Genomic DNA, 14114 nt, shown 5'->3' with positions numbered 1-14114 from the left:
TTTGATTATTTATTTCCTGAGTGAAAACTGATCTATGATCGTGCCGTCAAATCGTTTGGATATAAAATTGAGGGTATTGGTATCGACACGGATAACCTGAAACAATCCTCCCTTATTGGCATACACTTCATTGTACTTTTCGGATGGCGGTTCAGGTTTGCGAGGTTCGACCACTACCGAAGAGAGATAGATCGTTCCGTTCTTCGGTTCAGTTACAACCTGCTCATTATAAATGGGGTAGGAGCGGAAATACTGATGGATATGTCCCGACAATACCAGATCGACCCGATATTGGTCGAACAGTGAACACCATGATTTGCGTATGTCGGGGTAGGAGTTATCCTCCACATAAGGAGGAAAGTGGGTGACAGCTATTTTCCACTTCTCTTTGGTCTGTCTGAGTTCTTTTTCCAGCCAGCAGGCGATCTTCTCTACATCACCTGTAGCATCGATCATAAAAAAACGTGCATCCCCGTAGGAGAAAGTATAATTGCGTCCGGGAGAGAGGCCGCAGGCTTTGTCTTGAGGCAACATAAACAGTTGCGTATAAAGCGTAGGCGGCAGGCCATCCTGGCTGTCGTGGTTGCCCAGAGTGGGAACAAAAGAGAATCGGGGAAAAACATCCCTTCCGGAATGTAGGTATTTATCCCATAGGTCCCTGAACAACCCGGTATTTACATGGTCTCCCGAATGTACCAGGAATGCGGCATCCGGCACTTCTTTCACTGCCTGTTTCAGCACCGTTTCCACGATATCGTCGTTATGGGTATCACCCAGATGGATAAAGGTGAATGACGATTTTTCCCCGGGTGCTGTACGGAATGTATAAACCGGACTCTCTTTCCCGCTATCCGAATTATATATCTGATAAATATACTCATTATCAGTCTGTAAACCTGTAATATTTACTTCCCAATGTTTTACAACGGGGTTGTTGTGGATATACTTATCGCTAAGCAGTTGTTGTGAAGCCGGTGCCTCCGAGAATTCCTGCTTATCACTCTCTTTACTCCTATAACGAATCGTCATTTTATCGACCGAAGTATCGGTTCTCCACTGGATCGCCTGTGTAGTAGCCGGGTCATCACACCAGGTCAGTACAATCTGGTCCGCTTCAGGTGATGCTGGATAGGCTGTCTCCCGGAAAGAATTCAATATGGCGGCTTCACGTGCACGTCCCCGTATAGTGGTAAAGAGAATATGCCCTTCAAGCTCTTCGGGTAGTTGTTCGATCACCAATTCATCCCAGTCGTTATAGGTATAAGCTCCTTTTTCCATCGGGATCACTTTCCATCTGGCGGGGAAATGATGCAAAATTTTTGGCATCTGATTTCCGGCAACCGGACCGATCGTCACAAAATAGACCACCCGGTGCAGGTCAAATCCATTGATCCCGAGGTTAATCTCTCCAGCAGGAAACTCCTTTTGCCATACTTCATAGTCGTAATTTTCGTTGGATACCGACATATCGGTCTTGTGGAATCCCTTTTCCTCCAGCCAGAAAGGAACGATTTCCTGCCCTTTATGACGCATTACCGACACCAGGGCAGGATTATCAACTGTAAAACGCCAATGATCATTGGCGAAGATCTCTTTTTCCTCTTCAGTGATCATTCCCAATAGTTGCTGATGGGTCAACTCGTTCAATTTCCCTGCCGGAATTTCAGAAATAATCCGTTCCAACAGTGCATCCCTCGCCTGTTCGATCACAGAAGGGAGTGGGGGAGTAACGGGTAACTCCTCCAGAAGTTGGCGCAATTCTCTATATAAAAGTGGAGCAGTCTCGGGACCGAGCGAATTCTGTTCACCGTAGTAAGGCTTGTCCCGGTATACATACGGCTCCTTCACATCCCACTGGCTTTTGGGGATTATATATCCGATCTCGTCATTGGCAAGACCGATGCCAAAACGGAACTCTCCCTGCATCAGGTCACGCAGAGGTGGCGTTTCTTGAGGATCGACCGGAAAATCCCGGCCGGGAAGGGCTACTACCCCTCCGTTCAATATCTCCGGATAGAGTTCTCCCGGGAAAGTGATAAAACCGGCCGGCCCGATGCTCCATACAGCAGCTTCGGTACGCTTTTTCATCCATCCGGTCATATCCGCATCCATTATCCCGATAGCGGCAGCAAGGCGGAACAGCTTATTTTTCAGGGGAAGTTCGAACGTCTTCGCACGTAGGTTGATGCCTGCTTCTCTCACTTCAACAGCCTTTTCCTCCATCGTACGGAGTATGATCAATCCAAGGGTATCTCCCTGGGCACGTATCTTATCGAACGACGGCTCTACATACACCGTATCGCGAAACGGATCATGTATCTCCATGCTGGCATGGGTAGTCATTAATCCACCCAGTGCCCCGTTTACATAAAGGGCAACGCCGCCGACCCCCTCTCTGACAAGGCTGTCTCCGTGATAGACTCCTTTCTCGACGGCTTCCCTCAGATAGTGGGGAAAATCGGAGGAGATAAGCAGGTTTTTACTCCACAATGTTTCGGGATGGTTGGCCCATTGGATCAGTGTCCCAAGCGTTTGTGAGGTTTCGGCATCGGTGACCTGCATCATTCTGAGGCCTTCGTCAAAAACATAAGGTTCACGCGTGTCTTTCAGCGTCACCATCCCCTCCGTGAGGTTCTGGGAAAAACGGAAATGGGCAGGACGCAATGCATCCACGGCCTCCACGACAGATTGGACTACCCGTTTCTTTATATACTCTTTCCACTCTTTGTCCACACCGCTCTTGAAGGGTGACTCACCCCAAAGTCCCAGCAGGTCCGGGGCTTCATGGGTGTGGGTGGATGTAATCACCAGATAGGTGATGCCTGCTTCTTCCGGCAACATTTTCCGGATATCGATTACCATCGGGTGAAACATACCAATCACATCCACCGCCACCACTGCAAGGCGGGTATTGCCATCATCCAGCACCATTGTCCGCGCCCACAAGTCGTCATGCACACCCTGTGCAGCAACCCGGTTTCCGAAACCGGCGATCCAGTAGGTATCGAATTTCCCGTTTCCGTTCAGATCCTCATAGGTATCTCCTTTCTTCGGCTCATAACGTGCATTACTATCCACATCGTTCCACGGTTCCATATACTCAGGCGTGATCGTAACCGCAGCAAAGCCGGCACGCATGACTCCCGGCTCCTTACTTTCGATTTTCAGGTCGATACTATATCCCGGATGACGGTCGCGCATATTGGTGTAACTGTAAATACAAGCCAGGAGAAGCAACACCAGCAACGAGATCCCTATGATTTTTATTATTTTCATTTTTTTCTTTGTAATTCAAACAAGGGATGGTAACTGATAACAATGATACCCTCTTTTTCAATCAATTGCCTGAACCGGTCACTGGTAAAAAACTCCAATTCCTTTATGCGTTTGGGAGCAGAACCGGTGATCGCCCGTATCTCGTCTCCTTCCGTGGCCGCATGAATATAAATTTCCGTCACTCCGGGCTGTATATTCTTAATATACTCTGTCCAGAACTCCTCCAGGTTTTCTGTTTTGTAGTTTTGCAGCTCCTCGTGAATAAAGTAATCGGGATGAATAATTCCTTTCTCCTTACAGATATCCCTGAAAGGAGGTGCTCCCATATTGTCCAGTGTGGATTGCGACGGCATACGTACCGGCAGGTTAAACTCTTCTGCCAATTGCAGGTAGACGTACATATAGTCCGGTGAATACTGATAGGTTCCCATATGGGAGTCGATATGGGTGACCGGTACCCCGGCATCCAGCGCCTTGCGGATCTGCGCCCTGCCTTCAATCAAGGCTTCTTCGGTATTGGAGGCTTTATATACTTCCATTACACCTTTCCACATATATCCCTGCTCGTCATATAACCCCGGGACTTCATTGCGCGGCGCTACCGTACCCCATCTGTAGTTCTTCCATTCCGAGGTCAATGTGAGATGTACACCAAATCCTTTATCCGGATTTTCTTTCGCATACTTTACGATCTCATTCGACCAGGAACAGGGCATCATGATGGTAGCCGAGCTGATAAACCCATTCTCCATTCCTTCAATCGTAGCGGTATTGGCAGCATGGCACATACCGGCATCGTCATTGTTGATAATTAGCAGTTTATCCGTTTTTTTATATCCCAGACGTTCTGCCAACGTTTGGGCGGACAGGCTTCCTATAAAAAACAATAAACCCAGTATAAGAATTCCTCTCATCTCGTTTGATTTATTAAGTTAATTAAACTTCCACGATTACTCTACAAATACTTTTTTATTATCCGAGACAAAGGTCCGTGTACTGACCGTATACTCGTCACCATAGGGATCTTTATAGACCAGGTCCACATAAAAGGCTTGGAATCCTTTTTTCGGATATTGGATCCTTATGTCGACAGCCGACCTGTTCTTGGCATTAAGCTGTATATCACTTTTAGTCCAGGTAGCTTTACGGAAATCCCTGCTGTCCGAGACCGATTTCCATAGGGTAGCCCCTACCAAGTTATCGGGAGAGGCTTTTACCTTCAGGTCAATATTTTTACCTTTCCCCGTCAGGTTCCACTCACAGGTAGGATAATCCGTCTTGTTCAACATATGCGCGAAAAATGAACTGAGCGCTCCAAAAGCCTGTATCTTATCTCCCAAACCGTGGCCTGCATTGGGAACGTAATGCAACAGATTATGCCCCGGAATATCGTTGATATAATGTTTAATGGCGTCCACAACCCAATAAGGGTCATTTGTCCCCATAAAGATCATTTTGGGCATTGTCAGTTTTTCGCGGTAGGAATAAGGGTCTATCATCTGTACCACAGCGTTTCCAAATTCACTGTGGATTGCCTGCGGGATCTCCAGATTGACATAATCATTGATCTCTTCACTGTATTCCCCGTATACCTGTTTCTGATAATCCAGGCTGGCCGGCATATTCAGCATTTCAATCACCATGGGTGCGATTGCTTCCACACGTGGATCCTGAAGCGCCCCGGTAAGCCAGGTGGTCCATCCCCTCTTCGATGCTCCAGAAACAAGGAAGCGATTTATCTTCTGGTCCAACTGTTGGGTGGCAAATTCCTGTACCGCATCCATGGCTTTGTAAGCCGTTTTGGTCATCGGAAACAACAACGGCCAGGAATAATCTTTGTCTTTCCTGAACTCATTGAGCGTATAGGAGATCAATGCATCTTCTTTCAAACCGCCATAAAGGGGTTGATTGGGCACCTGCTTTAATACACATACAAGGGCATTATTTCGGTTAGCCAGGGCCGAGAGGAACATGAACAAGGCATTATCCTCTTTCGAAAATTTTGGAATGCCATCATTTACCGACCCTCCGTCAATAAACAGGAGTGCTCCATCCTGTTTTACAGACTGCGGGACAAAGATAATGAGTTCATGCTTCCATAGCATCCCATGCCATTTCTGAGAGATGAACAGTAAGGAATAGACCTCTGTGTCATCCATTTGGTATGTGTTCCGCACTTCCCATCCCCATGTAGGATCATCATTGTGGAGATAAGCATTCAGCGCAGTTTCAGGTGTAATCGCTTGTTGGGCATAACCCACAACAAAACAAAAACAGACAGCTAAAATAAACAGTAGTCTCTTCATACACTCGATATTTATTTTTTAATTTTACAACCAATCATCAAATCTTGAATTATTAAATCATTGAATCACACTCAAGAAACGCGCCATCCAGTAGGGCAACAGGAATTCATCACCGGTAAGTTGCTGGTGCGCTCCCCGCCCCCCGTCAATAATAAACTCATTATTATTATGCCTGTTCAGCGGCCGTTCCCTTTTAGGAAGAAGTTCGGTAGTTGTCTGCTCCCTAAAGTTGGTATGAATATCTTTCGGCAGAAATTCCAGGTCTTTCCGGTGTGAGTTTTTTACCACATAACGGTTACGATCTTTGGGAAACCCTTGCAGATACCAGATGGTAGATTCCAGATCGATATCACCCGATGTTCCATAGGCCAGGAGATTCCAGAGTGCATTGCGTTCGGGTTTCTCAATCTCCCAATGATCACGTATCATTTTCGCATATTCCTGCTTTAACGTATCATCAAACGCATAATGGTATAACACCCAATAGGTAAGGAATGCCATCTCATCATCAGAATGGTTCCAGTCCTCTCCCATGGTGATTCCCTGGTGTTGGAATCCTGAGGTAAAACGGATATTACCCATCGGTATTTTCATATTATCCAGATATCCATGTTCTTCCATCATACGAAACGCCTCACTCTTATAGATATCTTTTCCTGTGAGTTTATATGCCAATTGCAACCCCGTAATGGTCAATGTGCTGTTCAACCTGCGGTCGAACTGCGTGGTAGCAAAAGAGTTCACATATTCGGGATTCCATCTGCCCCAAAGCGTAGGTTTACCATCATAATCGATAAAATAATAATCGTTGGTGATGATATGGGTCATGATAGCATCGAAATAGTCTGCTACCCGTTTTTTTTCTTCCGGCGTCTGTGCGGCAAACTGGTCTATTACGGAAGTAATAAACAGATAACCCACGAATTCATCGGTGCTGGTCGTTCCCTTCCACCACCAGTTCTTATCGGGTGCAGGCCTCCAGGGGATTGTATCTCCGGCGATATAACCTGTCCGTTCGAATGTCCTTGCCGAAAATCCCTCTATGGGATGGATAGTCAGTAATCTTTCAAAAGCCTCGAATGATTCCCATACATACTCTTTGGCTTTTTCCTCTTTGGTGACGGCATAACGGAATGCCTGACTTCCCAGATAGAATGAGGTCCATAAACCGTCATTGTCATCATCGTCGAGGCGCATGGTGGTAGGATCGTCCGGGTCGACCAACCGCGAAGCGGCTGAGAAACCATAACGGAGATGATACTTGCGCAGGTTGTCCTGCATAAACTCCGCTTTTTCAGCCAGTGTTTCCTGTTCAAACTGCACCTTATTCAAACCGGTCGGAGTTAAAAAGTAAAGGTTTCCGTCGTTATCCGCGGCCATATCTATGACCTTGTCCTGATCGAGCCAGCGTTCAGAAGCATAATAGTCGAACCGTTCCGGTTGTTTTACAAAAGCGCCCTGATCCGTTGCAAACCAATACTTTCCATCCACGGTCAACATATGGTTAATAACGGGGACAGGAAGCCTGTTATTGTGAGGTTCAACGATTTTTCCGTTCCGGTCAATCACATAATAGCCATCAGTTGTACCCACAGCTATCTTATCTCTATTGAATGCCATTGCTGTCAGGTTATTACCGGAATGGATTTTTACCCATTTATCATGGTTAAGCAAATAGATACCTGTAGCAGATAAATACCAGAATTGATCATCCGATACATACAACCTAATCAATTCACTATGTGGAATACCTAACTCTCTGATCTTCGTGTTTCGGTTATACAATACACCCGCCTGCTCTCCTACCAACAACACATCATCATTGCTATTTACAGCAATGTGTCTGTATTTGTTTTCAGGCAGCAGGCTGCATATTGCTCCGGCATGTTTATTGGTAAGGAAACGGTCGGGATACAGATAATAGAGATAACCAGTCCCTTCCTGGATACAAATATCGACAGGATATTTATCTGCCAGGGAGGCATACAGGAGATCCTTGGAAATCATTTCACCCGGAAAATCACGGAACAGGCCGGCATCGGTCAATATGAAAATACTGTTATCCCCATCTGCCACAACTTTCTTGAAGTGGACATCTTTCCATTTCGGAGATAATGTATACTTCACCGATACCGGGACGGCATAAGGTTCGTCCTTTACCGGCGAGACTGTTCCTGCGGAAACAGGTTTTACAAACAAAAGGCATAGGAAAATGCCTATTTGGCTTAATTTCATATGATTAAAATATTTATTTATATTATAATTTTTTAGAACCAAGAACCAAGACTAATGTACCAATTAAAGAACATCTCAAACTTTTCACTTTTAGTTTTTAGTTCACAAGCTGTCTTGGCTCTTGGTCCTAATTTATCTACCATGGTTTACCTGTTCCCTGAAGAAGCCACATCTTCGACCAGGCACTGTTTTTAGATTGGTCTGTACCCTGGTAGGGTGTCGCTTCCAGTCTTTCGATAGCCGCTTCGGCATTGGCTCTGTTCTTCTCAATCTCATCGGAGGTATGATAATACCAACGGACAGGCAATACAGGACGTACAGCTGCCGGGCCTGTTTTCAGTGCCGGTAAACCGGTTCTCCTCCAGTCGAACCAGGCTTCATGTGCAGTTGTCCAATGGGCGATCCACTTTTGTTCAATAATACTTTCCAGTCCATCATAAGATACATTTCCAATATAACTGTCAAATTCACTTTCTACTCCCCATGCTTTAAATGATTCCCTTACACCTTCGGCATAATAGTCGGCCGGATTGCCGGCAATCCATCCCCTGAATGCAGCTTCGGCAAGTATCAGATTGACCTCTGCAGCTGATATCAACCTCATCAGGACAAGGGGATCGGCTGTCTGTCTATATCTACTATTTAAATGGGAAGCATACGGATTCACGGTTCCCTGAGATGCATTGGCATTGTTCATATTAAAGATTTGTACCAACGGATGGGAAATGGTCACTCCTGCATACTCCGGATCAAAATCAACCTTCATACCATTGGTCTCAAAAGCGGTCACCACATCCTGTGACACTTCACGAATTTGATGATCATCATCAATATCTACAATACGATCTATACCTGTTCCCGAAACCAATCTTAACGGAATTTTTATTTTCTCAGCCCATACCTCAAGTCTCGGATCATTATAATCCCTCATGGCATCCACCAATGTTTTTCCCATTTTTACCCTCATATAAGCACCCGCCGGATCTAAATCATACACGGTATTTAATGGGTTGGAAGTAGCTCTCGAAGTACCGGGAAAACTGATATTGGCATCATCCCCGGCCAACCTTATCAACGGGTATTTGTCAGGATCACTCGCAATTCTTTTGATTCCCTCTTCCGCAAACGTAGGTTCTTTAGCCTGTAATCGCATATAGTACCGTAAGGCCAGTGAATTCGCAAATTTCTGCCATTTGGAGACATCGCCCCTGTATATCACATCCTGTTTGGCCACAATGTTGCGATACTCATTCGCACTTTTCGACAAGAGCGTATTGGCTGTGTCCAAGTCGACAAGGATACCATGGTAAATCTCCTGTTGCGGATCAAAAGCCGGCATAAAATGGTCTGACCCCTGTTCGGCCTTGAGAGCGTCTTTATAAGGTGCATCGCCCCATATATCGGTGATCAGGCCGAAAACATAAGCCCTCATGATCCGGGCTACTCCCTCGTGGAACTCGTAATTATGTTCAACTGCCTTTTTGAAATACTCATCGTTATTCATCAAAATACTGTAATATCCATTCCAGCTATGCGAAAGGGTATTCCAATCATAATTATTATATCCGCCGAACCAGCCTGTCTGCTGTGTATGTTGCATAATTCCGGAGAATGTGCCAAAGCCAATATTATAAACGGTCTGCCCTATATTCGTCTGGACTGTAGGCAACAGGAAGTTTACATCGGCGATTGACGGATCAACACCGTTCGGATTGATATTCAGTTCATCCAGATCCTTGCATGAAACGATAAATCCGAGTATCAGCGTTAAAAATATGATAAAACTGCTTTTTAACTTATTCATGACATTCTTTCGATTAAAAAGTAAAACTTAATTTAAACCCAACCGGAACAACCCAGGGCTCGGCGTTAAAACGTTCGACACCTTGCTTGAAACTTCCGTTACTACCCGATTGATAGGCTCTTTCAGGATCTATCCCCATGCCGGCACTTTTCGCCCAAAGCATAATGTTCCTACTATAGACCGAAATATTCAGGTCTCTCATTCTCAGTTTCTGGGCAGCCTTATCGGGAACCCTGTAATTCAAAGAGATCTCTCTCAGTTTTATATAGTCGGCATCGAACAGGTTAGCTTCTCCAATATCCCAGGGATAGCTCATTACATAAGGTCTGAATTCAGTACCCTCATTGCCAAGATTTTCCTTACTGAGAATAAAATTACCGTTATCGTCATAATGGCCGTATACGCCTGGAGCAAAAACACCGTCGTATGCTCCAATTCCGGTATAGAAATCATTGTAGTATCCACCAAAATCAGGAGTGGGTCCACCGACAGGCCTTGGATTATTGGTATAAATCAACCTGTCGGCATTGGCTACCACCCAGTCACGAAGCGCCTGACTCGGACCACCACCCAATCCTTCAGGTGGAGTAATCAACTGGTTGAGCCATGTGTTTGAAACAACCCCCTCGGTGAGGTAACGCCAGGTTTGTGACACATACTGTCCTCCCGACCGCCAGTCGAACGTCATGCTCAAAGTAAAATTCTTGTAGGTGATAGAGGTCTGGAGTCCCATAATAAAATTGGGGTTGTAATTGCCCACTTTGGAATAGTCGTCTTCAGACTGCCATTCGGCATCTTCGTCATTCTCCGGTAACAAGGGATAATTGTAATAGGGAGAATTTTTATCGGTTACTCTCAGTATTTTCCGGGTATAAAGATTTCCAATCAACCCATCCCTGCCCAAGGATTCATCTTTCGCATAGGCAATATTCCTCACCCGGGCTTCATTCCAGAACTCAACAAAGTCGGTTCCTTCAGACAGTTCCAACAACCAAGTCTTATTCTTTGTGAAATTCGCATTCAGATCCCATCTCCAGTCTTTGGTTTCAATAGGCGTAAAGCCAAGCATCAATTCCACGCCCTTGCTTTGCAATAGACCGGCATTGATCTTTATACTGTTGAATCCGGCCGACCCTGCCAATGGTACACTAAGGATTTGATTGCGATTATCTGCCTGGTAGTAAGTACCTTCGAAACGTAACCTATTATTGAACATTTTCAGATCCACCCCTATTTCGTAAGATTTCGATTCTTCCGGTAGCAGAATGGGATTTAAGAGATCACCCGGTTTTCCGAGTCGGATCGCATCACCCCATTGTCCCACATCATAATAGGTGGCATAAAGGCTGTAAGGAGAGGTGTCATTCCCTACCTGGGCAACACCTCCTCTGAGTTTGAGAAGATTTACATTCCTCCCCATATCAATCATATTATTCAGCAGAAGGCTCAATGAGGCAGAAGGATAGAAATAGGATCTGTTTTCCGCAGGAAGTGTACTGGCCCAGTCGTTTCTCGCTGTCAGATCGAGGTAAATCATGTCTTTCCATCCCAGATTAGCCGTTGCGTAAAGGCTGTTGATTGCCCTTTCGTAACGGGCATTAGAATAGTTTAGCGAAGTATTTTCAATATTCTGGATCGTATAAAGATAGGGAATAATCAATCCCGATCCCGGTTTCGATGAATTACTCACATTCGCCCAACGGGAATAGAGAAGGTTACCTCCGACAGAAGCCGTAAGAGAGAAATCATCCCAATGGTTTTTATAAGTAGCCAGCACATCAGCATTGGTTTCAGTGCTTTCACTGGTAACAATACCATACGCTCCATTATTGGGTTCCTGGGAATATCCCGGATCTATTTTCGTTTCCCTTGTCTCGTCCGATCTGTTCAGCGCGTATCTTCCCATAAGGCTCAATTGCGGAGTTATCTCCCAGGTAGCGGAAACATTCCCTATAAGCCTGTTCCTTTTGAAACTGTTATTGATACCATACGCAAGGAAGTAGGGATTTTCCCAGCCTTCACCTATGGTAAGCACTTGTCCCCCGCCAAGATCATAATCTTTCATTTTGCGGATATCCACATTGGGGGGTGTCCAGGCAGCCCATTGCAGAGGATTGGCGCCCCTTTCCTGCGTGGCCGGCCTGTTGTCCGCCCAATTCTGTGTATAGTTAATATCGGTACTAACAGTAAGCCCTTTCACTACCTCCGATGAGGCTGCAAGTGTCAGATTGTTCCGGTTAAGATCCGAATTAGGAACCAAACCTTTATTGGTCATATTGGATACACCGAGCCGGTAATTCACCCTGTCGCTACTGCTTGATATCGCCACACTATTGGTAGTAGTGATGGCACTACCATTAATAAAGTTCTTGTAGTTATCGGGATAGGAAACCAATTCCGTAGGTACTGGGACACCGTTGGCATCGAGTGGTGCAAAGGGCTGGACCTGCCAATAACCTTTGTTCAGTTCGGGGCCTGCACCGGCCTGTTCCGAGGGACTGAAAGGAGGAAGGATCCCTCCGGGGAAAGTAGCATCGGTATAGCTTCTGGCGCCAAATCCGAAGCGGTTCTGCACATCCAGGTACTTTGACGGGATATCGAAAACAGTATTTGAAACCACTTCCACTTTCATTCCGCCTTTCCGGTCTGACTTTTTCGTAGTGATAAGTACAACCCCGTTACCGGCACGGGTACCATAGAGCGCCGCAGCACTGGGGCCTTTCAGGATAGAAACACTTTCAATACTTTCCGGATCGATATCTGAAATAGCATTTCCATAGTCGACCAAGTTGCCATTACCAAAACCACCGACATTATTTACGGAGCTGGTCATAGGCACACCATCAATCACGAACAATGGTTGGTTATCAGTACTCATGGAGGTAGCTCCCCGGATGATCATACTGACAGTAGACCCTGCTCCCCCGGTCGAGTTGATGGTGACCCCCGTCACTTTACCGGCCATTGAAGTAAGCACATTTTCATGAACCACTTTGGCAAGTTCTTCAGAACCCAGTTTTCCAACGGAATAACCGAGTGATTTCTCTTCACGTCCAATACCAAGCGCTGTCACTACTACCTCACTCAACGTTTCAGTACTCTCTTCCATGACAATACTGATACTTGTACGGCCTTCAACCGCTATTTCCTGTGTAATATGTCCTATATAGGAAAAGACAAGCGTTGCATTTGAGGGCACATTAAGCCTGTAATTCCCTTCCACATCAGTGACTGTACCCTCGGCAGTTCCCTTTACAACGATACTGACTCCGATAAGTGGCATCCCGTCAATGGCAGACGTAACCTTACCGGTAAGAGTTATTGTATTTTGCTTTGTATCGGTTGTCTCTGCAGAACCAACTCCTATAGATAAGAGGAGAAAAGCCAAAGACAGAATCACTTTATACCAGTTTTGATATTTATTCATTGGCAAATTTTTTGCTTCCATGTTTACATTGGTTTGAATAGGTTTAATTAACTGCTTCGAATGTAAGTATTGCTGCAGAAGTGCTCAAAGCAATCAGAGGATTCTGGTTTACTATTGCCCTGGGATCCAGAGTCATAAACATCACTAATCTCATGGAACTGCTCGTGATCTCCTGTACAATCACTTTCCGGTGAAAATCCCGTATGCCGATAAATGCATCTGAATCAGGAAAATCTAATGTCATCACACCCGGATAGGTCACTACAGGGATGCCGGGAGGCTGCGTACCGGTCGCGAAATCGGGAGCAGTAGGGATAGTGAAATTTTCATTCTCATTCAATACAAATATGGCGTTTTCCGCAGGTGTATAGGTGGTCAATGCGAAAATATCCTGTCCTAATGCCGCCTTTCCACCCACTTTAGTAATCTCGGATAATCCCATCTGTTGCAATACAGTGGCGTATACGATTCCTCCAAAAGAGGTACCATCAGTAGTCTTATGACTGTAACGACCATCATAATAAAAAGTGAACTCATCATTATATGCTTCAGGCAGTCCTACATATACACTAAAAGCCCCGGCCGGTAACGACGGAATATTGGGGGCAAGTAATGAGAAGTTCGCATCGGAGTTCACCAACTTGTCATTGACAGTATGCGACATGGTCAGTTTCCATGTTTTGCCATCATACCCTTCGGCTGTATGGTCTCCTGTCAGCAAAGCATATGGGGTGAGTGAAACTGCCAGATTCACTTTCGTAGATACCGAATTGGCGGCATTGTCCTTTGCAGTTAATGTGGCAATATAATAACCCCCTTCTTCATAGACATGTACAGGATCTTTCTCAGTACTGACGTTTCCGTCCCCAAAATCCCATTCCCAGCTTACAGCACTATGGGTAAGTGCCGTAAAAGCAACCTGTTTTCCGTCTATACTGTGAAAAATTACAGCAGAAAGCGGAAGATCTGTTTTTGATCCGTCGTCTGAGCATGCCGGAAAAAGGAAAACCAGCAAGTACAAAAAAACGGATGAAAGATAATAGATAACTCTTCTCATACAATTGTT

7 protein-coding genes are annotated in these 14114 nt (G+C 45.4%); all 7 read right to left on the bottom strand.

Features of this window, described 5'->3' with window-relative positions; all coding sequences use genetic code 11:
* Nucleotides 1–9: 9 nt before the first annotated feature.
* On the bottom strand, nucleotides 10–3276 hold the full coding sequence (locus tag PSM36_RS17185; protein WP_083710857.1) for a neutral/alkaline non-lysosomal ceramidase N-terminal domain-containing protein: 3267 nt from the start codon (nucleotides 3274–3276) through the stop codon (nucleotides 10–12).
* A complete protein-coding gene (locus PSM36_RS00140; RefSeq protein WP_076928264.1) occupies nucleotides 3273–4190 on the bottom strand; it encodes a polysaccharide deacetylase family protein in 918 nt (305 codons plus the stop codon). Before PSM36_RS00140 ends, PSM36_RS17185 begins: the two co-directional genes overlap by 4 nt.
* Before the next feature lie 36 nt (nucleotides 4191–4226).
* The gene (locus PSM36_RS00135) at nucleotides 4227–5582 is read right to left on the bottom strand and encodes a PhoPQ-activated pathogenicity-related family protein (RefSeq protein ID WP_076928263.1); all 1356 of its coding nucleotides are present in this window, start codon (nucleotides 5580–5582) and stop codon (nucleotides 4227–4229) included.
* Nucleotides 5583–5639: 57 nt separating this feature from the next.
* Entirely contained in the window at nucleotides 5640–7817 is a 2178-nt protein-coding gene (locus PSM36_RS00130) for a ligand-binding sensor domain-containing protein (protein WP_076928262.1), read from the bottom strand.
* A 136-nt stretch (nucleotides 7818–7953) separates the two neighbouring features.
* Nucleotides 7954–9621: a SusD/RagB family nutrient-binding outer membrane lipoprotein gene (locus PSM36_RS00125; RefSeq protein ID WP_076928261.1), complete on the bottom strand. Its 1668-nt coding sequence runs from the start codon at nucleotides 9619–9621 to the stop codon at nucleotides 7954–7956.
* Nucleotides 9622–9634: 13 nt separating this feature from the next.
* Nucleotides 9635–13048 (bottom strand): SusC/RagA family TonB-linked outer membrane protein, encoded by a 3414-nt coding sequence (locus PSM36_RS00120; RefSeq protein WP_076928260.1) that lies wholly within the window; start codon nucleotides 13046–13048, stop codon nucleotides 9635–9637.
* Nucleotides 13049–13091: 43 nt separating this feature from the next.
* Nucleotides 13092–14105 (bottom strand): PKD domain-containing protein, encoded by a 1014-nt coding sequence (locus tag PSM36_RS00115; RefSeq protein ID WP_076928259.1) that lies wholly within the window; start codon nucleotides 14103–14105, stop codon nucleotides 13092–13094.
* Nucleotides 14106–14114 lie beyond the last annotated feature (9 nt).

The organism is Proteiniphilum saccharofermentans (assembly GCF_900095135.1).
Taxonomy (GTDB): Bacteria; Bacteroidota; Bacteroidia; order Bacteroidales; family Dysgonomonadaceae; genus Proteiniphilum; species Proteiniphilum saccharofermentans.
Note: the sequence above shows the minus strand (reverse complement) of the source record. Positions and strands in the feature narration are given on the sequence as shown.